Here is a 23,150-nt window from a genome sequence, read left to right on the forward strand (position 1 = left end):
CTTTATGTTCAAATAATGATCTGAACGCTGAAGGGTGCGACGCAACGAAAGTTTAATAGAATACCTAAAGTTGGGTTCATAAAATAAAATATCTTTTAAGCAGAGCATTATGAAAGTATCCGCTTCAAAAGAAAAAATATTAAAAAAAATAAGACAGGCATTGGCAACACCAGTGCCTGTTCCGTTTCCGCAAAGTGAAGGCAACGACAGCGTATTTCAACCTGCGACAGAAGACCCGGAAATAACATTTGCAGAAAATTTTACCAATCTGCAGGGAAGATTTTCTTATTGCCTGAATGAGTTGGAATTAGTAAAGCAGTTAAAAGAGTTATGTGCAACACGCAAATGGGACAATATTTTTTGTAACGATTCAGCACTGCGTGAAATACTTTCAAAAAACGGTTTTATTGTCAACTACAGCAATGACCTTCCTAATTGTGATGCTTCTATAACGGATTGCGAATTCCTGGTTGCAAGAACCGGCAGCATTATGCTAAGCAGTACACAGCAAAGTGGCCGAACAGTAAGTGTATATGCACCCGTGCATATTTGTATTGCTTATACAGATCAACTGGTATACGATATAAAAGATGCATTGCTTAAAGTAAAAGAAAAATATTCTGAACAACTACCTTCTCTCATAACTTTGGCTACAGGCCCCAGCAGAACCGCTGATATAGAAAAAACGTTGGTTGTTGGTGTGCATGGCCCCAAAGAAGTTTTTTGCTTTTTGATTGAACACTCATAATTATAAGTGCTTTTATGAAACAGGATCAACACCATTTATTTGTGTATGGCTCTCTGCGCAAAGGATTTCATCATGCTGTGCACCAATATATCAGCAAGTACTTTTCTTTTGTGTGCAATGGAAAAATTAAAGGTACCCTGAGTGATATGGGAGAATACCCGGCAGCTACTCCATGTGAAGAAGAGCATTATATTATCGGTGAGTTATATGTCATCAATAATGAAGATGAATTTAACTGGGCTATAGAGCAGCTTGACGAATATGAAGGTTTGTTCCCGGAAGAAGATGAAGGGGAAAAGGTGTTATTCCAAAGAGAGATGACAACAGTTTTTGCCGACACCGGAGATATAAAGCATGCATGGGTTTATTGGTATAACGGAGATATTAGTGGCAGGCCAGTTATAGCTTCAGGAGATGTTATGCAATATATACGGGAGAAATACAAACAATCAACATGAATATTCCTGAAGGTAAAAAAATATATTTCATTTCTGATTTTCACCTGGGAATACCTGATTATGCAAGCAGTCTTGTTCGTGAAAAAAAAATTGTTGCTTTCCTTGAAGCAGCAAGAAAAGATGCTGCTGAAATATTTTTGCTTGGAGATATGTTTGATTTCTGGTATGAATATAAAACTGTTATTCCCAAAGGTTATGTACGCATTCTTGGAAAGCTTGCAGAAATAACTGACAGCGGTATACCGGTTCATTTCTTTGTGGGCAATCATGATATGTGGATGGCAGGCTATTTTGAAAAGGAACTCAATATTCCCGTTTATTATGAACCTAATATATTTGAATGGAACGACAAACGTTTTTATATAGGTCACGGCGATGGTCTTGGGCCAGGTGATCATAAATATAAAATGCTGAAGAAAATTTTTCGAAGCAGGTTTTGCCAGTGGCTCTTTGGCCAGTTACATCCCACATGGGGCATTGGACTGGCAAATTATTTTAGTGGTAAGAGTCGCATCAAGACCATGCAGAGCGATAAAATATTTTTGGGCGAAGAAAAGGAATGGCTGATCGTTTTTTGCAGGGAAGTATTGGCAAAAGAACATTTTGATTTTTTCATTTTCGGCCATCGCCACTTTCCATTAGACTTTCAATTAAGCAGCCATAGCCGTTATATAAATCTTGGCGATTGGATACGTGATTTTACTTACGCATATTTTGATGGCAGTGAATTATACCTGAAAAAATGGGAAGAGTAATAAGCCTATATTTTTTAGTTCTGATCTTGCAACCTGTATTTACTTCGGGCCAGGACACTGCATTTCATCTTATAAAGCAAAAGACTATTAGCGGTAGCTTCAAAGATTTTTATACGGATAATTTTGGTAATATATTTCTTATTTCAGCAAATAATCAAATAAAAAAACTTGACCAGCATTTTGATTCTGTTGGCATATTTAATGATGTACGCCGCTACGGAGATGTTTATATGGTTGATGTAAATAACCCTTTAAAGATGGTTATATATTACCGCGACTTTACTACTATTCTTGTACTCGACCGGTTTCTTAATATCCGTAATACAATAGACCTTCGTAGTGCCGGTATATTGCAGGCCAGGGCTGTTGCGCAGAGTTACGATAACAATTATTGGGTGTTTGATGAGCTTAACAGCAAAATAAAAAAGATCGACGATAATGGTAATGTGTTACTTGAATCAGCAGATTTCAGGGTATTATTTTCCTACGCTTACAATCCACAGCAGATCATTGATGCAGACGGCACTTTATACCTTTATGACGTAAAGAAAGGCTGGCTTATTTTTGATTATTATGGTGCTTATAAAAAGCATATTGACGTTCCGGGATGGAATGATGTGAAAGCCTCCGGGAATACATTGTCAGGTTTTGTGAACAATTATTTCTATACTATAAATCCAGAAACCTTCAGCGAACGAAAAGCAAACCTGGGTATTTCAAATGCTACAAAAATTCAACAGGTATCTGATAAACTTTATGTGTTGACAAAAAATGAATTAAGTCAATACCGCATTCAATAGAAAAAGCATGAACGATATTCTTCAGTTAAAGATCTTAAACAATACCGTACAACTCTATATTGAGGTATTTGGGTTTATATTAGTTGTGCTGATCATTAAAAGAATCATATCCAAATATCTCGCAGGTTTATTGTTTAGGCTTTTCACCAAAAAGGAAAAGCAATTCCGGAGACAGGCATTTATTGATCTGATCGTTTCCCCGCTGGATGCATTTTTCATTACGTTCATAATTGTAATTACACTCGACAAACTGGCAATGCCGGAAATTCTTCAAGTCAAGATATATAAAGCAACGACAAAAGACCTGCTGGATGGAATTGCAAGCATAGCGCTGATCATTACATTTATAAGGTTGTGCATAAGATTTGTGAAATATGCTGCTATGATATTTGAAGAAAAGGCAAACCTTACTGCCGACCAGAGCGATAATCAATTGGTTATTTTTTTCCGGGACTTTTTCAAAGTGCTGCTCTATATACTTGGTATCATGTTACTGTTGCGCTTTACTTTTCATTACGACATTAGCAAACTGGTTACAGGTTTAAGTATTGTAGGGGCGGCAATAGCACTTGCCACAAAGGAAAGTCTTGAAAATCTTATCGCTTCTTTTATAATATTTTTCGATAAACCTTTTACTACCGGCGACCTTGTTAAAGTGCAGGGTTTTACAGGTAACGTGGAAAAGATCGGTTTACGCAGTACACGCATACGTACAGACCATAAGACTTTTATCACTGTTCCCAACAAGCAAATGGTTGATACTATTCTTGACAACATAACATTGCGCACACAAAGAAGAGCAGAAGTAAAACTGGAAATAGACCTATCCGCAGGTATTGAGCAATTAAGAAAAATAATTCCGGCGATAAAAACGTTGCTGCAAAAAGATACAATAGAGAACAGTACCGTATTTCTAAGCGATACAGGAAAAAATGCACACATTATTTCTATTGAATATTTCACTACTATGCAACAAAACATAAGCGAGTTTAATGCCCTACGGGAAGAGATCAATTTTGCCGTAATAGAATTGCTGAATAAAAATGGGGTAGAACTTGCAGCTGCAAACACCGACGTTGTAGTAAAGCAAAAAGAGTAATACCGGTAATTATTGTATAGAAGCAACAATCTCTCCAAGTTCTTTATCTATCTGGCCATATTTTCCATATTCCTCAACACGGCCAACTTCTTTACCATCTTTTAAAACAATAAACGTAGGTGCCTTTGTTACATTAAAAGCTTTGTGCAGATTATAAAGTGTTGTTTTAGGCCGGTCAACGCCAATAAGAGTAATACTGCTGTCAGGGAAATTGCTTTTATCAATCAGCCTGTAAAATACCGGCAACAGATTTTGTGTGTCTTCACACCAGGTACCACCAAATACAACCAACTGTATACCCTGTTGATGCTTTTTAAAAGCATCAACAGCGGCTGCGTTTACCTGGCCTAGTTTCATATTATCATTGAACCATTTGAATGCAGTATCATTTTGTATATCAGCCCTCGTTAACAGGCCTTTTAAAACCTTAGAGCCATTTTCTGCATCCGTACTTATTTCATAGCTGCGTAGTTGTGCAGTAACTATTGTCGTGGTTAATAGAAAAGAAAGTGTACTAAAAATGAAGGCTGCCATTTTTCTCATACCCCTAAATTAGCCTTCCATTCTAAAAGAAATGCCCTGAATTTTGTTAAAGATTGTATGAGCTGCATCTGTGTGTCTGCCTTCTTTTTATTGTCCTTTAAATATTGTCTTGCACCTTCAATAGAAAATTTTCTTTGGCGCAGCAGGTAATAGATCAATTGTAAATTTTTTACATCTTCAGGCCTGAAAAGCCTGTCTCCCTTTCTTGTTTTGCGTGGTTTTAAAACAGAAAACTCATTTTCCCAATAACGCAGTAAAGATTGATTTACATGAAACCATTTTGCCACCTCGCTTATAGCATAATACTGTTTTTGAAAAAGAATATCATCATCCGGCACTTCAACCATTACAATTTCTGCATCCATTTCTTTGAAAGATTTCCTGCCACGTTTACTTCCGTTTGGTATTGATGGAACATTCTCCACCACAGCAACTTTTTCAACAGGAATAAATTCAGGAACAACAGCTACCTCTTCCTTTTCAGGTAAAGATTCAATTTCCTGCAGCACTTTTATTTCTTCAACAGCAGTATCAATAGCTTTTTTCTCTGCTTGTTTTGGCGATGGTGGCTCCTGTATACCTGCAAATAGATCTAACTGTTGCATACTGTAAAAATACTGATGATTATAGCAGTGATGCATAACCCTCGCAAACATTGTGCAAAACTTGTGCAGTCATTAGATTATTATGTACCCGACGTTCTGCCGGCTATTGTACTCCTGTTGCGTCGCACACTTGTACTATAGCAATTATTGCAGCAGTCAATACATTAGTGTATATATTTCACTTTTACAACAGGAACATATTACTTTGCAGCAACAGAAATTGCTAAACGATTTTAAAACATCCGCCATCACGGATAAAATATTCTCAGCATATGAAAAACGTTTCAGTCGTAGGTGCAGGTACCATGGGCAATGGCATTGCACATGTATTTGCACAAAGTGGTTTTACCGTTACACTTATTGATGTGAATGCAGCACAATTAGAAAAAGCTATACAAATCATTACAAAAAATTTAGACAGGCAAATTGCCAAAGGGACACTAACAGAAACACAAAAGCAATCTGCATTAGCAAACATAAACACGCAAACAGATATTGCTGCGGGTGTACAAAATGCAGAGCTTGTGATAGAAGCCGCGACAGAAAATGTTGATTTGAAACTAAAAATTTTTAAACAGGTTGATGAAGCTGCACCTGCATCAACAATACTTGCATCAAATACATCTTCAATATCCATAACAAAAATTGCTGCGGTAACAAAAAGGCCGCAATTGGTTATAGGCATGCATTTCATGAACCCTGTGCCGGTAATGAAACTGGTAGAGATCATTAATGGTTATGCAACTGCAAAAGAAGTAACAGCTGCAATTGTTGATTTAAGTAAACAGTTAGGTAAAGTACCTTGTGTGGTTAATGATTTTCCCGGATTTATCGCCAATAAGATATTGATGCCGATGATCAACGAAGCAATCTACAGTTTATACGAAGGCATTGCTGGTGTTGAAGCGATTGATACAATTATGAAATTGGGCATGGCTCACCCGATGGGTCCTTTGCAGCTTGCAGATTTTATAGGCCTTGATGTTTGCCACAGTATTCTGAATGTTTTATATGAAGGTTTTGGCAATCCTAAATATGCGCCATGTCCGTTACTGGTAAATATGGTAGTTGCGGGTAAATTTGGTGTAAAAAGCGGCGAAGGCTTTTATACTTACACGGCAGGTAGCAAAGACCTTCTGGTAAGTGAAAGGTTCAGGTAAATAATAATTACTGTTGCATTACTTACTGTAGTACAAGTGTGCGACGCAAGGAACGATATACAAAGTATCAGAAACCGGGCTCATAAAATAAAAGCACAAAAAAGCAGGTTCGTAAAAACCTGCTTTTACTTTTATTAAAAATATTTTTATGTAACCCTGGCTTTAAATGAACCGTTATTGATTATCACAGGACCACCTGAACTATTAACAGCCGTGCCGCTGAAAGTGCCCTGCACTACGCCTGTACTGCTGTCGTATGAAGTAATAGTTATAGTAACAGAGCCTGAAGATGCTGTGGTAGCATCTGCCTGGTAAATAGTAACAGGTGTAGTACCATTAAGTGTTGTTAAATAAACACCCGCTACAGAAGCAGTTGAATAAGTGCCCGGCGTGATGTTTCCTGTTAAAAGAAGTATGCCTGTTAAAAATGCAGTATCACCAGACGGCGTGTTTCCTACGAGCGTAAGATATTTTAATCCCAACGTATCTATTACAAAGGCTGTATCAATTGATCCATGATATGCGTTGAGGCCTTCACTGAATTTCCATGCTGTGTCTGAAAGATTAGTAGAATCTACCGGCGGCACACTCGTAGTGTCTGTTCCACCCAGACCTAATCCTGTACTATCCTGAACATTAACAATGAAGTTGCAAATTGTTGAATCAAAAGAAACAATAAATACAGTAGGCTTAATAAGCACAGGTGTTCCAATAGGTTTTAATTGAACAGTATTGGTGCCTGCGGTAGCAAAATATCCTGAATCGGAAAACATGAAACCATTCTGAAGATCTGACGAGATCTTATAAACACCTGCCACTGCAACATCTACTGTTATTTCAACATACGCAGTATCACCACCCGGTTGTACACCATTATAAAAAGTACCGTGTACACTGTCAGGCAAACAATTGCCTGCTGTATCCCATAAACTGCCTTCTGCAACAATAGTAGATACACTGTTTTCCAGGCTTAGTTCTTTACTACAACTAAAAACAAAAAAAACCGTGCAAAGCAGGGCAAAAATTACCAGCGTGTTTCTTTTCATAAGTGTGAAATATGAGAAGCATTTTTTGCAAAAATCATTCCTACACCAATAACGCAGATCTGGCGGATAAATTGTTTGTTTTGAGCAGCTCATCCACATTGCGCAGCGTAGTTAAAGTAATTTGCGTAAGTGCTTCTTTTGTAAAGAATGCCTGGTGTGCTGTAACCAATACATTGGAAAAGCTCATGAGCCTTTGTATAGTGTCATCTTCAATAACTGTGGCAGAAAGATCGCGAAAGAAAATATGCTCTTCCTGTTCATAAACATCAATTCCCAGATACGCGATCTGACCTGACTTTAACGCAGTTATAACAGCAGTGGTATCTATCAATGCCCCTCTGCTGGTATTGATAAGCATTACACCAGGTTTCATCATTTGTATCGTATCGCTGCTGATGATATGTTTTGTTTGCTCATTCAGCGGGCAATGCAAAGAAACAATATCTGATTGCTGAAGCAATTCTATCAGCGGCACAAACTGCACCCCAGACGCTTCCAGTTCTTTATTGGCAATAATATCAAATGCCAAAACTTTACAACCAAATCCCTGCATAATACGGCAAAAAGCCTTACCAATGTTACCGGTACCAATCACGCCTACTGTTTTACCATAAAGATCAAAACCCAGCAGCCCATTTAAAGAAAAATTCTGTTCACGTACGCGATTATATGCTTTGTGTGTTTTACGGTTGAGTGTAAGTATCAATGCCACAGCATGCTCTGCCACTGCCTGCGGAGAATAAGCAGGAACCCGGCAAATATTTATATTGTGTTGTTTTGCTGCCGCAAGATCAACATTATTAAACCCAGCACATCTCAGTGCAATAACCTTTACATTTTTTATAGACAGTTGCGCAATTACAGTTTCGCTCACAATATCATTAACAAAAACACAAACAGCATCTGATTTATCTACCAGGTGAACGGTCTGTGCGTTTAACTCTATTTCAAAAAAATCAAGTTGAAAACCAAAACTGTCATTATACCGGTTAAAGAATTCTTTATCGTATGGTTGTGTAGAAAAGAAAGTGATCTTCATAACGCAAATTTATTGCGTAAGCAGCAGTAATATTTTGCATTATTACATAAACTTTTGGTACAGGGAGTAATACTACTATGAAGCTTTGGTTGTGTCACTCACTTTTACGCTTTGCTCATTATTCAGCAAATGCTTATGTAGTTATTGTTTGCACAGGTATGTTCAATATTGCCAGCAGATCTTTAACCTTACCTGCAATAAAATCTCTCACTATATTAAATTCAGCAGGCTCCATGTGTTTGGGGTCTGGTATCTGCCAGTCAATAAATTGTTTTGCAGGCATCCAGGGGCATGCATCGCCACAACCCATTGTTACAACTACATCAAATGGCGCATACTTTTCTACTTCCTTTAAAGATTTTGAATCATGTTTATTAAGATCATAACCCAGTTCTTTCATTGCTGCAATAGCTTTTGAATTTACAACACCAGATGGTTTTGATCCTGCACTGTAAGCTTCTACAGCATTGCCTCCATAGATTGTTGCAAATGCCTGGCTCATTTGAGAACGGTTGCTGTTCTCTATACAAACAAAAAGTAATTTCTTTTTCATGATGCCTAAACTGTTCTAATATGTTGAATTTTATTTGCTCAACTAATTTTAAAAGTACAAGTGTGCGACGCAACAGTTGATGCTACATGCAATATAGCCGGGTTCAAAAATCAATTGTTACCAACCATCTTACTTCTTCTTTCAAGTAAGACTGTATCTCTCCACAGCCCATGCATTTTACCAATCTTTTCTCTTGTACCGATAATACGAAATCCATTACTTTCATGAAGTTTGATACTGGCAATATTCTCTGGAAAAATGCCGGCCTGTAATGTCCACAAACCATTTTCTTCGGCTGCCTTTATCAATGCCTGCAATAAAATTTTTCCAACACCTTTACCACGTGCAGCAGCAGCTACATATACGCTTACTTCTGCAACACCTGCGTATACGCACCGGCCTGAGACCGGGGTAAGCGCAGCCCATCCAGTTATTTCATGGTTATCAAGGGCGAGGAATCTTGCAGTGGTTAAATGATCTTTGTCCCATTCTTCCCAGGAAGGCGGAGTAGTTTGAAAAGTGGCATTGCCGGTAGCAATGCCCTCTTCATAAATTTTTTTTACGACACTCCAATGTTCAGGAAGCATTGGTATTATCTGCATAACAAAATTTTAGTTACAACAATCGGGACCGCAACATGATTTGGTTTCAGTAGGCTTTTCTGCATAAACAGTGATACTGTATATACCTACACTGCTATTTTTAAAAGAGGCTATTTCTTCTTTGGAAAAATAGTTTGCAAGAATATCATCGGGCAACAGAATAGATTTTTCCTTTTGTACAGTAATATTTTTAAAGCCTGCAAGCGTTATAAGTTCGAGATACGTATTTTTTTGAATAGCGCCGGATACGCAGCCTGCATACATTTCGGCGGCCTTTTTTAATTTATCAGGTAATTGACCTTCGAGTACAATATCCGAAATACTGAAGTGAGCGCCAGGTTTTAGCACACGATAAATTTCTTTGAATACATTGCTTTTGTTAGGAACAAGATTGAGCACGCAATTGCTTACAATAACATCTGCAACATTTGCAGACACAGGCATTTGTTCAATATCTCCCTGGCGGAATTCAATATTATTGTAGCCGAGTTTCTCAGCATTAGCCCTGGCTTTTTCAATCATTTTTTCAGTAAAATCAATACCGATCACTTTTCCGTTTTCGCCGACCACCGCTCTTGCTATAAACGCATCATTGCCTGCGCCGCTGCCAAGGTCAATTACCGTATCGCCTTCTTTCATCTTTGCAAAAGCTGTCGGCAAACCACAGCCAAGACCGAGATCTGCATCAGGATTATACCCTTTAAGATTTGTATAATCATCATTCATGATGTTATACATCTCATCACTGCAGCACCCTGATCCACAGCAGGAGCCTTCATTCTGTGTTTTTGATTGCTCAGCAATCTCACCATATTTTTCTTTTACGAGTGCTTTAAGTTCTTTTTCGTTAGACATAAAATTTATTTTTAAATATTAGCAACATTTGTTCTTTGGATCTTTACATGCACTATCGGGATAACCTTTGTAGGTATCTTTTCTTAGTTCAATTAATTTGGAGAATGAGTTGGTGAACTGATCGCAGAATTTAGAGAATACTTTCCAGTTTATACAATAACAACTGCGGGGGCCATCAACTGTGCCATCTATAAGACCTGCTTGCAGCAATGCTTTCAGATGCTGTGATACTGTTGATTGGGCAAGCGGAAGCACTTCAACGATCTCGCCGCAGATACATTCATTTTTTTGGGCAAGCACTTTCAAAATGGCGATGCGTGCAGGATGGGCTATTGCTTTTGCAAAGTTGGCCAGGTCCTGTTCCTTTTTTCCGAATTCTTCTTTTTTGTGAACTGCCATATTAGTGATCGTATTTATACGATGAGTAAACTCAATAAAAAAAGCTGACTGCCTTATTTATAAATCTTATATCGCAAATATACGATTAAAGCAATACGATCAAAATAATTTTTATAGATAATTGTAAAACACTTTACATACAGTGATTGAATTATTATATCAAACTTTATGTAACCTTTGCAGTATGTTTGAAAAACTTTTTCATACCATCAATCAAAAAATACAACTTACTAAAGAAGATCTGGAGGTTATAAAACCTTTCTTTATTGCCAGGAAAATTCGTAGAAAACAATACCTGTTACAGGAAGGTGATGTATGCAAATACACCGCCTTTGTAGAAAAAGGTGCATTGCATTCTTACACTATTGATGAAAAAGGAAATGAACATGTGGTACAGTTTGCGCTGGAAGCAGGGTGGATAAGTGATCAATACAGTTTACTTACAGGAGAACCTTCACTATATAATATAGATGCAATTGAAGACTCGGAATTGTTAGTTATTACACATACTTCTTTTGAAGAAATGCTAAGCAAAGTGCCACCTATGGAAAAATATTTTCGCCTGCTGTTACAAAATAATATGATTGCCCTGCATCGCAGGCTGTCGGCTTCTCTCAGTCTTTCTGCCGAGGAGAAATACACAAAAATGGTAAATGCTTACCCCACTATTATACAACGCGTGCCGCAACATATGATCGCTTCGTATCTTGGCATCACTCCCGAAACTTTGAGCCGTATCCGTAAACAAATAAGTACGGCAAAGTAAATTCTCTTGATCTACATCAATGCCATTTCTTATTATACCTCAATGGAGGCTGGCTGGATGCAAGTGTAGCTTTGCGTTACAAAATTTAATCATGAAAAAGTCATTATTAGCGGCATCAATTACTTTTCTTAGTACAGCTTTATTTGCACAAACAAGATGGAATGTAGACAATGTGCACTCGAGTGTAAAATTTAATGTTACACACCTTGTGATCTCAGAAGTGGAAGGGACATTTAAAAAATTCAATGGCTCTATATCTACACCAAATACAGATTTTACAGATGCTGCAGTAGATTTTGCTGTTGACATAAACAGCATTAGCACAGACAATGAAATGCGTGACAATCACCTGAAAAGCGATGATTTCTTTAATGCAGCGCAGTATCCAAATATGACTTTCAAAAGCACATCTTTCAAAAAAGTTTCGGGTAACAAATACCAGTTGAAAGGAAATCTTACAATAAGGAATGTAACAAGGCCGGTAACATTTGATGTTTCTTATGGTGGCTCTATGAAGGACCCATACGGAAATATAAAGGCTGGTTTTAAAGCCACCACAACAATAGATCGTTTCAATTATAATCTTAAATGGAACAGTTTAACAGAAGCCGGTGGCGCAGTGGTAGGCAAAGATGTAACAATAGAAATGAGACTTGAATTTGCACAGGCGAAATAATTTGCACGGGAAATATTTAGCCGGGTACACTGCATTTGAAGAAAAGGAAATGAGTTATGTACCCGGCTTTTGCATTTTAATGAAGCATCGTTGCGTCGCACTCTTGTACTTAACATGAAGTTTCAACAGTTTACACGTTTTACAAGCTTACAGGTTTATTGTAGTACAACAACCAGTAAACTTTTGAAACACATAAACGCGTGATCCTTTTCATCATTGTTCCGAACGTACAAGTGAGTGACACAACAGGTGATGACATAAAAACTACAGCCGGTAACCAAAATATTTGTTTACATTAACCAATATGCTTTGTGAAGAGAAAACAATTTTTGAAATTAGCAATAACAGGAGTAACAGGTATGTCAACATTATCAGCATTTAAAAATTTTACAGACAGTCTTGATGAACAGGAACAATTGATGCCGGTATTATTTATTGGCCACGGATCGCCGATGAATGGCATTGAAGACAATGAGTTCTCGCAGAGATGGACACAGATGGCAAAAGAAATTCCTGTGCCTAAAGCTGTATTTGTTGTATCGGCGCATTGGTTCACACGCGGTACGCATATAACTGCGATGGATTTTCCTGAAACCATTCATGACTTTGGCGGTTTTCCGCAGGCATTGTTTGATGTGCAATATCCTGCACCCGGCAATCCGCAACTGGCAAAGGATACAGCAGCTTTAATACATACAACAGATGTTGGGCTTGCACATGACTGGGGATTAGATCATGGCACATGGACCGTTGTGCGCCGCATGTATCCTGAAGCAACGATCCCTGTATTGCAATTAAGCATTGATTATACAAAGCCGCCGCAATATCATTATGATCTTGCAAAAGAAATTTATGCACTGCGTAAAAAAGGTGTGTTGATTATTGGCAGCGGAAATATGGTGCATAATCTTCGCCTGGTTTCATGGGACAAAATAAATACACCTGGTTACGGATTTGATTGGGCCTTGAAAATGAATGATATTTTCAAAGAATTGATCACATCAGGCACACATGATAAACTGATAAAGTATGAAAACCTAGGAAAAGAAGCGATGCTTGCTATTCCAACACCTGAGCATTATTTACCACTTTTATATACACTCGCCTTGCAGGGCAGTAATGATAAAGTTTCGTTCTTTAATGATAAAGCTGTTGCAGGTTCATTAACCATGACCTCTGTAAAAATCGGCAACTGAACCGCATAAAAAAATCTATTCAGTATTGAACAGATTTTAGTTTAAGCAAAGGGATGAAAATTACTAATTGAGTTTTTCAGTAAGCTGTTCGTAATTTCTTATTTTATTGTATAATGTTTTGCGGTCTATGTTTAATATCTCTGCTGCTTTCTTCTTGTTGTAATTTACCTGTTTTAACAGGTTCATGATGGTTTCATATTCTGCTCTAACCGCAGTACTCTTAAGATCAAGGTCCTTATTTTCCGTATGCATAGCGGGAGCGCCATTGTTATGTACCACTCCGTTTTGCAGGTAACTACTTTCATTGATAACTGAGCCAAGTTCCTGCGAGCTGCCTGTTATTTCCCAGGGCAATGTATCAGCTTTAATAGTGGTACCGCCGGGCGTTAGCAGTACAGAACGTCTTACCACATTTCTGAACTCTCGCAAATTGCCCGGCCAGTTATAACTCAGAAACATATTAATGACTTTATCGTCAAAACCTGTTACTTCCTTATTTAGTTCGGTATTTGTTTTTGCAAGGAAAAAATTAGCGAATGAAATAATATCATCCTTCCTGTTACGTAATGGTGGAAGGTTGATAGAGAATTCATTGAAACGATGATAAAGGTCTTCCCTGAATTTACCTTTCCTGTAAGCATCCTGAAGGTTTTCGTTCGAGGCAACTAAAATGCGGATGTCTATATCCATTTCTTTGTTGCCACCTACACGTTTGAATTTTCTCTCCTGTATCACGCGCAATAAAGAAGCTTGTATATCAGGAGAAAGATTGGCTACCTCATCAAGAAATAAAGTGCCCCCGTTCGCTGTTTCAAAATGTCCTTCCTTATCATTCAACGCACCGGTGAAAGCGCCTTTTACATGGCCGAATAATTCACTACCGCTTAATTCTTTTGAAAGTGTTCCGCAATCAACTGCAACAAATGGCTTGTCCCTCCTGTCACTATAATCATGAATGGTTCGTGCTACTACTTCTTTACCTGTCCCACTTTCACCATATAAAATAATACTATATGCTGTAGGAGCAACAATTTCTATTTGCCTGTATAATTCTTTTGTTGAAGTAGCATTGCCAATCATAAAATCTACACTGGTAGTGCTGGCTTTTCTGGCAGGTGTTTTTACTGATGAAGAGGCCGGCATTGTAATGCTGCCTTTTTCTGACTGATTAAAAGCAGCTGATAATACATTTACTACCTCATCAGGAATAAGAGGCTTGGTAATATAATCATAAGCCCCGGCTTTAATTATTTCTACGGCCGTCTTAATATCTGAATAGCCTGTAATAACGATCACAATTGCTTTTGCATCTTTTTCTTTTAATGCAGCCAGAACATCTTTACCATCCTTATCTCCGAGCCTGTAATCGCATAATACAGCATCGTAATTTTCTTGCGCAAACATTGCAATACCTTTTGCACCACTGTAAGCTGTGTCAGTATCATAGCCTTTACGCATCAGGAATTTACTAAGCAAGAGGCAGATATCAGTATCATCGTCAATAATTAGTATTCTTTTTTTCATGAGAGTATGCAGCCACTTTAAGAATTTAAAAATAGTTTCAGTACATTCTTATAATCTACAAATTCGTGCCAAATTTCCATATGGTATTGAAGTTACAATTTTAAAAACTGAAGTCCGGGAATATTTGTTAAAAAATCGATTATGATTTCAAGAATAAATCGTGGCACATTTTTTTATTTGTTAATGATATTCAATTCACTTTTAAAAATTGAAGCAATTGGAAACGAGTGTGAGGAAAAAAATTTCAAAAGCATTGATTGTTGATGACGAAATAGATATTTGCTATTTGTTAGAAGGCATTTTAAAAAAGAAAAGCGTCTGGTCAACATACGTTAATACTTTATCTGATGCGCAAATAATGCTAAGAAAAGAAACACCGTCTATTATATTTTTAGACAATCATTTACCAGATGGTTTAGGTGTTGAATTTATTGATCATATAAAAAAATATTATCCCTCAACAAAGGTTGTGATCATTACAGCGGTTGACTCTTCTTCTGACAGGAAGATGGCTTACGAGCATGGCGCAGATTATTTTATTTCAAAGCCATTTAACATGGAAATAATCTATAACGTAGTTGAAAAATTAAAATAACCGGTAGTATATTCCCCAATATGTAGAATAATTTGCCCTTTTTCTTTATATTGATACCAGCGATGGTTTTTTATAGCATCATCGTTGCGTCGCAAGCGCTTCAGCTGAAGCATTTTTGGCAACTTTTGTCTCTGGTTTAAGTGGCTTAATTTAAAATTGTCCTTCTTCCCGTCAGATTTTTGTATTAAATACCTTTCTTATTTCTTCTGTTGTTTGTACTATTTCAAATCCCTGCGCTTGATAAAGGGGCAAAGCATTCGGATGATCCAGCGAGCACGTATTTAACTGGATCCATTTTGCACCAAACGACCACGCTTTAAAGATTACCCATTTCAAAAAGGATTTTCCCAATCCTCGCCCCACAAATTCAGGGAATAACCCAAAATACACGATTTCAGTATATTCATTTTCCAAAGCAAACTCTGCATAACCTGCATCTGCATTATTGACTTTTAAAGCATAGATCAAAACATTTTCTGCATTGATCTTTTTATGTAGTTCATCACCTGTTATTGCAAGCCTGTCAAGCCAGTTATAAGTAAACCCAACATTGCGGTAATAATGCCTGTATAATTCTGTGTCAACAGGTTTTTGAAGTAACAGAAAAGAAACACCTTCCGGAACCACAGGGCGGGCCTCTGGCTGTTTGTGCATCTCCAGGAAATTTACTTTTGCAGTAACCAGATGATAATCTTTTTCTGTAAGCAGCATTCAATAATTTTTATTATTGTAAAATCATTTTTATCCAGGTACAGAAAGTACAAGTGTGCGACGCAAGAAAAGCTCAATGCATATTCAGTAGCCCGGTACAAAAAATTAAAAAATATCTTCCAGTTCTTTTAAATGATAGATCATATAAGTTGGCTTAATATGCGGTACTATTTTTAAATGATTTACAAACACAGTATCGAGCCCTGCATCCATACCACCCTTTATATCGGCATCAAGATTATCGCCGATCATGATGCTTTCTTCAATAGCAGCGCCGCTTTTGCTTAATGCATATTCAAAAATTTCTTTGTTGGGTTTTAAACTATTGGAGGCTTCTGAAGTGATAACTTCCACAAAATAATTGCGCATATTACTGTTATCCAGTTTGCTGTACTGAATACTTTCGAAGCCATTCGTTACAAGATGCAGCACGTAACCTTTGTTGGTTAAATATTCCAGTATCTCAATAGTGTAGGGAAAAAGATTTTTCTTTAGTGGCAGCCTTTCTAAAAATTCAACTGACATGCGTTTTGATAAAGCCTCATCACCGATTTTAAAATCGAGCAATGCAAACCACATTCTTTTCCAGCGCAGTTCTTCCTGTTTTATAAAACCTTTTGTATAGCGGTCCCAAAGCCTCTCGTTATGGCGACTGTAACTTTTAAAAAAAGCTTCGAAGTCTGTAATGCCTCTTGCGTGTAAAGCATTCAGTTCATATACTTCCTGTATCGATTCTTTTGCATTAGCTTCAAAATCCCAGAGTGTATGATCAAGATCAAAAAAGAGATGGCGATATTTCATGGCGCAATTTACAATTTAGGCTGTTTGAAATTATTATTTTGACGTTAACTTGCCTGTTATTAAAAACATCTTCCTGATGAATGTTATTATTACCGGTGCATCGAAAGGTTTTGGAAAAGCAATGGCAGCGCAGTTTGCAGCCGCGGGGCATATTTTATTATTGTGTTCCCGTAATGCACATGATCTTTATGCAACCATTGCAGCATTGCAAACACAATACCCGAAATGTACTGTTCATGCAAAGCCAGTTGACATGAGCATTAAAGAACAGGTGGTTGAATTTGGTGATTGGTGTTTACAGTTTGGTGTTCCGGATATTATAATAAATAATGCAGGACAATTTATACCGGGCAGTGTCTACAACGAGCCTGAAGATGCGCTGGAGAAAATGATAGAAGTAAATCTTTACAGCGCTTACCATCTTACGCGGTTGTTACTGCCAAAAATGATGGAAAAAAAGAGCGGTCATATTTTTAATATCTGTTCTATTGCATCTGTGCAGGCATATCATAATGGCGGTGCTTACAGCATTAGCAAATTTGCGTTGCTTGGTTTTAGCAAAAATCTGCGTGAAGAAATGAAACCTCATAATATAAAAGTTACGGCAGTAATCCCCGGCGCAGCATATACAGATTCGTGGAGCAGTAGCGGTATTGATCCCAAACGCATGATGGAAGCGGATGATGTGGCAAAGATGATCTACGCTGTTTCGCAATTATCCTCGCAGGCATGCGTTGAAGAAATTATTATGAGACCACAATTGGGAGATTTGTAAATGTGAAATTTAAAGAAGAATATTTTTGAACCAAACTGTAGTGGTGCTATAATACTTTTCTTGCGTCGCACTCTTGTACGGTTTGTTCTCTATTGAGCCAATCACTAAGCCATCACTGAAATCATTTCCAATGTAACTACGGCCAGCTTTTCATCTCCTGCTATTGCTATATTTTTCATTACGTCTTCTGCTCTTAAACTTTTTGAAAATAATTTCCATGCAGTGTCAGGGTCGATAGTAATTGCAGCAATAATTTCATGATTGACAGATTTTGAAAGCCTCCATCCTGCCGCATCTTTTATAAGATACCATATACCTCCAATTTCGGTATTGATATTTACCTGTATCACTGTTCCTTCTTCCGCAACTACATTTTTATAAGTATATGGCAAGGCATACATAAACGTATCAATAAATGGATAGAATAATTCTTTTGTCATGATGCCTTGTTTGTTTACTGCATCGCGGATCTGTTGCTGGTGCAACCATTTCTCTGTGTATTCTCTTGCTATGTGCATCCAGTTCAGGCTTTCATCTTCACCAGCCCATGATACGGCAAATATGGCTTTCTCAAATGGATCCACAGAAGCAAAATATTCGCAGGTTTGTTTGCCGGTAGCCTCATGCAATAATATCATTACAGAGGGGCTAATGCGTTTAGCAGCTTTTACCCAATCTGCATTCAGTTGATTAAGCCAGCTTACCAGATCGTTGTAAGATGTGATAGCAGGTGGTATTTCTCCAAAATATTTTTCTTGCTGTATAGATAATGCCCTTATGTTTCCATCCAATAAATGTGCGGCTACATCTTTTACTTTCCAAAGCTTTGCAACTGTTTGGGCCTGCCATTCTTCAGGAGTAAGTGAATGCAGCAACTCCATTAGTTTATTATCAAGAACAGGAAATAAATGCTGGGTTTGTATAGGTACTTCTTTGTCCATAGATTATTTTTGATCAATATCCCACTGCTTTAAAAAACATATCAAGTTTTTGTTTATCCAGCATACCATTGGTTCTTACGCCGCTGCAAAGGTCAAGGCCATAAGGTTGAACTGCATCGATAGCCTGTTGTACATTATCTGCTCTTAAACCGCCTGCTAAAAACACAGGCACTTTGCTTCGTTCAACAATCCTCCTGCTAAGTTGCCAGTTGTGTACACGACCGGTACCGCCCAATTCTTTTATGGCAAGATTAGGGTTACCGCTATCCAATAATAATGCATCTACCTCTTCTGAAAGCTCCAGCGCTTCATCTACGGATGCATCATCAATTACATGAATTACCTGTACCAGTTTTACAAAAGGCAATTGTTTTTTAATATATGCATAACTACGTTCTGGTAATGCATCTACTATTTGTATTGTGTTGGTATGAACTTTTTGCTGGTGTGCAATAATGTCCTCTGCTCTAGTTTCGCTTGTTAATAGAAATGTTGCAACAGGTGGAGGAACCGTTTTAGCGATAGAGGCAATCATTTCATCGGTAATTACACCCGGGCCACTGGGCATATAACCTACAAGGCCCAGTGCTGAAGCGCCGTAACTGATAGCGATTTTACCTTCATCAACAGAACTGATACAACATATTTTTATTTTAGGAAGCATACGAATTATGTATCTATTTTTAAAAGATTTTTTTTTAGTTGCCATAGAAAAGGAACGTACAAGTGAGTGACACAACAATTGATGCCATAGAAACCGAAAGCTTGTATCAGAAATCGAAATTGAAACCTTTTAACTCCCTGAAATGGCCATTGAGCTGAATTTTTTCTTTCAGGTTTTCGATGCCATTGATCATGGGAAGAATTTTATTGAGATGACGTTTCAGGTATTCAATTCGCTGGTCTTCTCTTAACAAACCAAGTAATTCATATTCTTCCTCGAGTGTAAGGCCCGCATGATGTGCAATATCATAACTGGTTAATTGTTCATCAGGCTTCTTTATTTCTTTACTTACTTTTAGCACACGATGCAGTTCCCGGATACCATTAATAACTTGCTGCATCATCGCAACTTTTAACTGTGTCTCATTGGGCGGATAATCTACTATAGCACCGCTATATAATTTATCGGGCACTCTTTTTATTACTTCCAGTACGCGAAAAACACTGATGCCTTCTGTACGTATGTCCATTTTGCCATCTTCATACACCTGCACGATCTCTGTAATTTTTACCAGGGTACCCATCTCGGTTACATTATTATTTACAACGGATGGAATACCAAAAGGCTTCTTTTCTTTAAATGACTCAGTAATGAGTTGCTTGTACCGCTCTTCAAAAACATGCAGGTTAAGCGATTCGCCCGGATACACTACGATACCCAACGGAAAAATGGGAATGAAATTGATCATGTTTAAAAAAATGAGTTGCAAATTAAGTTTTAATTGCATTGGTCATTTACTTACCAAACCGAAAAATTTGGTACTGTAATTTTTCCGTTCTTTGCGCAATACATAAAAACTGAAATGAAAATATCGGGTTTTACGATCATCAGGAATGCGGTTGAAAACGACTATCCCATAACGGAAGCTATAAGATCTGTACTACCTGTTGTAGATGAAATGATCGTACTTGTCGGTGATTCAGAAGATGCAACAGAAGCACTGATTAAAAATATAAATGATCCTAAAATAAAGATTCATCATTCAACCTGGGATATGTCGCTGAGAAAAGGTGGCGTAGTGCTTGCTGTGGAAACCAATAAGGCATTTCAGTTAATTGATCCGGCAAGCGATTGGGCTTTTTATATTCAGGGTGATGAAGTGGTGCACGAAAAATATTTACCTGCGATAAAAGAAGCCTGTGAAAAATATAAGGATGATAAGTCTGTAGAAGGATTACTTTTCAAATACCTGCATTTCTATGGAACGTATGATTATGTTGGCGACAGCCGCAGGTGGTACCACAGGGAAGTTCGCATCATCAGGAATGACAAAAAGATATCAGCTTATAAAGATGCGCAAGGCTTTAGAATTGGCAAGACAAAACTGAAAGTGAAACTGATAGACGCGTTTATATATCATTATGGATGGGTAAAAAGTCCCCAACAAATGATGCGCAAGCAAAAAAATGTAAGCAGATTTTGGCATGATGATTCTGATGAATGGCGCAGTTATATTCAACAGGAAGACTATTTTAATTTTGATGATTTTGATTCATTGCAAAAATTTACAGGAACGCACCCAGCTATGATGAAAGGAAGAATAGAAAAAAAGAATTGGGATATACAGATAGATCTTTCAGAGAAAAAATTCTCTTTTAAAGACGCCATGCTTTACCGTTTTGAAAAACTTACAGGATTAAGACCTTTTGATTTTAAAAATTACAGGATCATATAAAACCTATGCAAATTCCTGAGAATATACTTATCAGCAGAACAGACAGCATTGGAGATGTTGTATTAACATTACCTGTTGCTGCAATTCTAAAAAAACATTTTCCAAAAATTAAGATTGGTTTTATAGGTAAGGCTTATACAAAGCCTGTAATAAATGCATGCAAATTTGTGGATGAGTTTATTGATATACATGATTTCATGTACAAAAAAATTACCATTTGCAATGAAAAGCCACAAGCGATTTTGCACGTTTTCCCTGTTACAAATATTGCCAGACGCGCCAAGCAATTACGCATTCCTATACGCATAGGAACTACTAACAGGCTTTATCATTGGACCACCTGCAATAAATTAATAAAGCTTGGTCGCAAAAATTCTGATTTACACGAGGCGCAACTAAATATTAAGTTGCTGGAAGTATTTGGTATCAATGATGATTATTCGCTACAGGAAATTGCGCAATTGTTTGGTTTGAAAAAGCTACATGATTTAGAACAAGGACTTTGTGCACTTATAAACAAAGACAAGTACAATCTTATTCTTCACCCACACTCGCAGGGAAGTGCAAGAGAATGGGGATTAAAAAACTTTGCAGCGCTTATTCAATTGCTGGATAAAAGCAGGTTCAATATTTTTATTTCCGGTACAAAGAAAGAAAGGGAACAAATGCAGCCACTTTTTGATGCGGCTGGAGAATTTGTTACAGATATTACCGGTATGATGAATCTTGATCAATTCATTTCTTTTATTAATGCATGTGATGGGATTGTTTCTAATAGTACAGGTCCGCTGCATATAGCTGCTGCGCTAAATAAAGATGCTTTGGGCATTTATCCGCCTATGCGGCCTATTCACCCGGGAAGATGGGCGCCATTGGGCGCTAGGGCGCAGGTGTTTGTTTTAGATAAAGACTGTATGGATTGTAAGAATAATAAAATGAGTTGCCATTGCATTACAGAAATACAACCATTGCAAATAAAGAATGCTTTGGACAAAATTGCTGCAACACAACTAACAAAAGCCGAAGTTTAATAGTGTTATTACAGATGAACGGATTGCGACGCAACGATGATGCCATGAAATGCCGCAGCTTGTACCCATAAAATTTGCGGCATTCACTGAGACAAAAAGAAAATAACAGACACCAAAGTAAAAGATTAGCTGGTATCGATGTCATAAAACAGCCATATTAATTAATGAAGCTTGATATAAAAAGTATAGCCAGAAATGTTTCGCTGATTGAAAACCGCATTAGTGGTTTTGAAGAACTATTACTCCGGGCTAATAGCAAGAACACTGCTGCAATAATTGGAATTACAGGCGCACCGGGAGCGGGTAAGAGCACAATAGTGGATGGACTGATACAGGAAATGATCAGCGATGAAAAAAAAATAGCTGTAATCTGTGTTGATCCATCTTCGCCATTTAATATGGGAGCTTTGTTAGGCGACAGGATACGAATGAGTAAATGGTACAACAATGAAAATGTTTTTATTCGTTCGATGGCATCAAGAAAAGCACTGGGCGGATTAAGCCCGATGATCATTGAAGAAACAGAGTATTTAAAAACAACGGGCTTTGATTACATAATTATTGAGACTGTTGGCGTTGGCCAAAACGAAGTGGACATAGCTGGCCTCGCAGATGTAACGATTGTTGTAACGGTTCCTGAAGGTGGAGATGAAATACAGACGATGAAATCCGGCATCATGGAAATTGCTGATATTTTTGTTGTAAATAAATGCGACAGGCCTGAAGCCGACAGGTTTGTAAAATTTCTGCATTCAATGCTGGCGCCGGTTTTCAGCAGGAGTAAAGAAGAAATTCCTGTAATAAAAACCATTGCAGAAAAGCATGAAGGAGTAAATGAATTATATAAAAAGATTATTACGATACTTAATAACTCAAAGAAATCTGAAAAGAAATATAGGTTATTGGCAGAGAGAGCTTACCAGCTTATACAATCTAAACGCATGGAAGATGTAAGTAAAGAAAATTTAGTAAAGCAAATAAAAGAAGATTCACAACAAGAGGATCAATTTAACCTTTACCGATTTATTAAAAATTTTGAATAATATTTTGCACCCGGCCGCAGCATAAATATT

The 23,150-nt window shown here is 37.5% G+C and carries 28 protein-coding genes; 14 read left to right on the forward strand and 14 right to left on the reverse strand.

The window, feature by feature from the left end; genetic code table 11:
- The first annotated feature begins 109 nt into the window (after window positions 1-109).
- From FRZ67_RS10380 to FRZ67_RS10400, 5 genes are read left to right on the forward strand one after another with little or no spacing between them, the layout of a single operon-like run.
- Complete coding sequence (locus FRZ67_RS10380; protein ID WP_147189485.1) at window positions 110-748, forward strand: LutC/YkgG family protein; 639 nt, start codon at window positions 110-112, stop codon at window positions 746-748.
- Window positions 749-762: 14 nt separating this feature from the next.
- Entirely contained in the window at window positions 763-1,206 is a 444-nt protein-coding gene (locus tag FRZ67_RS10385; RefSeq protein WP_147189486.1) for a gamma-glutamylcyclotransferase family protein, read from the forward strand.
- Window positions 1,203-1,961, forward strand: coding sequence for a UDP-2,3-diacylglucosamine diphosphatase (locus tag FRZ67_RS10390; RefSeq protein WP_147189487.1), 759 nt, complete (start codon window positions 1,203-1,205; stop codon window positions 1,959-1,961). Before FRZ67_RS10385 ends, FRZ67_RS10390 begins: the two co-directional genes overlap by 4 nt.
- Window positions 1,949-2,761, forward strand: a complete 813-nt coding sequence (locus FRZ67_RS10395) for a hypothetical protein (protein ID WP_147189488.1) — start codon at window positions 1,949-1,951, stop codon at window positions 2,759-2,761. The genes FRZ67_RS10390 and FRZ67_RS10395 overlap by 13 nt, the downstream gene beginning before the upstream one ends.
- A gap of 7 nt (window positions 2,762-2,768) precedes the next feature.
- Complete coding sequence (locus tag FRZ67_RS10400) at window positions 2,769-3,860, forward strand: mechanosensitive ion channel family protein (protein WP_147189489.1); 1,092 nt, start codon at window positions 2,769-2,771, stop codon at window positions 3,858-3,860.
- A 9-nt stretch (window positions 3,861-3,869) separates the two neighbouring features.
- Here the strand turns inward: FRZ67_RS10400 and FRZ67_RS10405 are convergent, their stop codons facing one another.
- A complete protein-coding gene (locus tag FRZ67_RS10405; RefSeq protein WP_147189490.1) occupies window positions 3,870-4,403 on the reverse strand; it encodes a thioredoxin family protein in 534 nt (177 codons plus the stop codon).
- Window positions 4,400-5,008 carry a MerR family transcriptional regulator gene (locus FRZ67_RS23610; protein WP_225975572.1) on the reverse strand — a complete coding sequence of 203 codons (609 nt, stop codon included), beginning with the start codon at window positions 5,006-5,008 and terminating at the stop codon, window positions 4,400-4,402. The genes FRZ67_RS10405 and FRZ67_RS23610 overlap by 4 nt, the downstream gene beginning before the upstream one ends.
- A gap of 272 nt (window positions 5,009-5,280) precedes the next feature.
- Between FRZ67_RS23610 and FRZ67_RS10415 the strand changes: the two genes are divergently transcribed.
- Entirely contained in the window at window positions 5,281-6,168 is an 888-nt protein-coding gene (locus FRZ67_RS10415) for a 3-hydroxyacyl-CoA dehydrogenase family protein (protein ID WP_147189491.1), read from the forward strand.
- Between the two features lie 146 nt (window positions 6,169-6,314).
- Here FRZ67_RS10415 and FRZ67_RS10420 read toward each other — a convergent pair whose 3' ends face one another.
- From FRZ67_RS10420 to FRZ67_RS10445, 6 genes are all read right to left on the reverse strand, one after another.
- Window positions 6,315-7,214 (reverse strand): hypothetical protein, encoded by a 900-nt coding sequence (locus FRZ67_RS10420; protein ID WP_147189492.1) that lies wholly within the window; start codon window positions 7,212-7,214, stop codon window positions 6,315-6,317.
- Between the two features lie 40 nt (window positions 7,215-7,254).
- Window positions 7,255-8,253 (reverse strand): 2-hydroxyacid dehydrogenase, encoded by a 999-nt coding sequence (locus FRZ67_RS10425; RefSeq protein ID WP_147189493.1) that lies wholly within the window; start codon window positions 8,251-8,253, stop codon window positions 7,255-7,257.
- Between the two features lie 133 nt (window positions 8,254-8,386).
- A complete protein-coding gene (locus FRZ67_RS10430) occupies window positions 8,387-8,806 on the reverse strand; it encodes an arsenate reductase ArsC (protein ID WP_147189494.1) in 420 nt (139 codons plus the stop codon).
- Between the two features lie 110 nt (window positions 8,807-8,916).
- Complete coding sequence (locus tag FRZ67_RS10435; protein ID WP_147189495.1) at window positions 8,917-9,408, reverse strand: GNAT family N-acetyltransferase; 492 nt, start codon at window positions 9,406-9,408, stop codon at window positions 8,917-8,919.
- Window positions 9,409-9,417: 9 nt separating this feature from the next.
- Window positions 9,418-10,263, reverse strand: a complete 846-nt coding sequence (locus tag FRZ67_RS10440; protein WP_147189496.1) for an arsenite methyltransferase — start codon at window positions 10,261-10,263, stop codon at window positions 9,418-9,420.
- Window positions 10,264-10,281: 18 nt separating this feature from the next.
- Window positions 10,282-10,662: an ArsR/SmtB family transcription factor gene (locus tag FRZ67_RS10445; protein WP_147189497.1), complete on the reverse strand. Its 381-nt coding sequence runs from the start codon at window positions 10,660-10,662 to the stop codon at window positions 10,282-10,284.
- A gap of 184 nt (window positions 10,663-10,846) precedes the next feature.
- Between FRZ67_RS10445 and FRZ67_RS10450 the strand changes: the two genes are divergently transcribed.
- The 3 genes from FRZ67_RS10450 (at window position 10,847) to ygiD (ending at window position 13,300) form a co-directional block, all read left to right on the forward strand.
- A complete protein-coding gene (locus FRZ67_RS10450) occupies window positions 10,847-11,428 on the forward strand; it encodes a Crp/Fnr family transcriptional regulator (protein ID WP_147189498.1) in 582 nt (193 codons plus the stop codon).
- 91 nt (window positions 11,429-11,519) lie between these two features.
- Window positions 11,520-12,104, forward strand: coding sequence for a YceI family protein (locus FRZ67_RS10455; protein WP_147189499.1), 585 nt, complete (start codon window positions 11,520-11,522; stop codon window positions 12,102-12,104).
- Window positions 12,105-12,415: 311 nt separating this feature from the next.
- The gene (ygiD, locus tag FRZ67_RS10460) at window positions 12,416-13,300 is read left to right on the forward strand and encodes a 4,5-DOPA-extradiol-dioxygenase (protein WP_225975573.1); all 885 of its coding nucleotides are present in this window, start codon (window positions 12,416-12,418) and stop codon (window positions 13,298-13,300) included.
- Between the two features lie 63 nt (window positions 13,301-13,363).
- Here ygiD and FRZ67_RS10465 read toward each other — a convergent pair whose 3' ends face one another.
- Complete coding sequence (locus tag FRZ67_RS10465) at window positions 13,364-14,824, reverse strand: sigma-54-dependent transcriptional regulator (RefSeq protein ID WP_147189500.1); 1,461 nt, start codon at window positions 14,822-14,824, stop codon at window positions 13,364-13,366.
- A 217-nt stretch (window positions 14,825-15,041) separates the two neighbouring features.
- Here FRZ67_RS10465 and FRZ67_RS10470 point away from each other — a divergent pair, with 217 nt between their 5' ends.
- Window positions 15,042-15,419, forward strand: a complete 378-nt coding sequence (locus tag FRZ67_RS10470) for a response regulator (protein WP_158638346.1) — start codon at window positions 15,042-15,044, stop codon at window positions 15,417-15,419.
- Between the two features lie 171 nt (window positions 15,420-15,590).
- On the opposite strand, the gene FRZ67_RS10475 is transcribed toward FRZ67_RS10470, so the two are convergent.
- Entirely contained in the window at window positions 15,591-16,130 is a 540-nt protein-coding gene (locus FRZ67_RS10475; protein WP_147189502.1) for a GNAT family N-acetyltransferase, read from the reverse strand.
- Between the two features lie 105 nt (window positions 16,131-16,235).
- Window positions 16,236-16,931, reverse strand: coding sequence for a YjjG family noncanonical pyrimidine nucleotidase (locus tag FRZ67_RS10480; RefSeq protein WP_147189503.1), 696 nt, complete (start codon window positions 16,929-16,931; stop codon window positions 16,236-16,238).
- A 76-nt stretch (window positions 16,932-17,007) separates the two neighbouring features.
- Here FRZ67_RS10480 and FRZ67_RS10485 point away from each other — a divergent pair, with 76 nt between their 5' ends.
- Window positions 17,008-17,706, forward strand: a complete 699-nt coding sequence (locus FRZ67_RS10485) for an SDR family oxidoreductase (RefSeq protein WP_147189504.1) — start codon at window positions 17,008-17,010, stop codon at window positions 17,704-17,706.
- Window positions 17,707-17,810: 104 nt separating this feature from the next.
- On the opposite strand, the gene FRZ67_RS10490 is transcribed toward FRZ67_RS10485, so the two are convergent.
- The 3 genes from FRZ67_RS10490 to FRZ67_RS10500 form a co-directional block, all read right to left on the reverse strand.
- Window positions 17,811-18,647, reverse strand: coding sequence for a maleylpyruvate isomerase N-terminal domain-containing protein (locus tag FRZ67_RS10490; RefSeq protein WP_147189505.1), 837 nt, complete (start codon window positions 18,645-18,647; stop codon window positions 17,811-17,813).
- A gap of 13 nt (window positions 18,648-18,660) precedes the next feature.
- Window positions 18,661-19,311, reverse strand: coding sequence for a phosphoribosylanthranilate isomerase (locus FRZ67_RS10495; RefSeq protein WP_147189506.1), 651 nt, complete (start codon window positions 19,309-19,311; stop codon window positions 18,661-18,663).
- 106 nt (window positions 19,312-19,417) lie between these two features.
- Entirely contained in the window at window positions 19,418-20,059 is a 642-nt protein-coding gene (locus FRZ67_RS10500; RefSeq protein WP_147189507.1) for an LON peptidase substrate-binding domain-containing protein, read from the reverse strand.
- A 114-nt stretch (window positions 20,060-20,173) separates the two neighbouring features.
- Between FRZ67_RS10500 and FRZ67_RS10505 the strand changes: the two genes are divergently transcribed.
- From FRZ67_RS10505 to meaB, 3 genes are all read left to right on the forward strand, one after another.
- Window positions 20,174-21,046 carry a glycosyltransferase family protein gene (locus tag FRZ67_RS10505; protein WP_147189508.1) on the forward strand — a complete coding sequence of 291 codons (873 nt, stop codon included), beginning with the start codon at window positions 20,174-20,176 and terminating at the stop codon, window positions 21,044-21,046.
- Window positions 21,047-21,051: 5 nt separating this feature from the next.
- A complete protein-coding gene (locus FRZ67_RS10510) occupies window positions 21,052-22,077 on the forward strand; it encodes a glycosyltransferase family 9 protein (protein ID WP_147189509.1) in 1,026 nt (341 codons plus the stop codon).
- A gap of 164 nt (window positions 22,078-22,241) precedes the next feature.
- A complete protein-coding gene (meaB, locus tag FRZ67_RS10515; protein ID WP_147189510.1) occupies window positions 22,242-23,120 on the forward strand; it encodes a methylmalonyl Co-A mutase-associated GTPase MeaB in 879 nt (292 codons plus the stop codon).
- Window positions 23,121-23,150 lie beyond the last annotated feature (30 nt).

Source organism: Panacibacter ginsenosidivorans, from assembly GCF_007971225.1.
GTDB lineage: Bacteria > Bacteroidota > Bacteroidia > Chitinophagales > Chitinophagaceae > Panacibacter > Panacibacter ginsenosidivorans.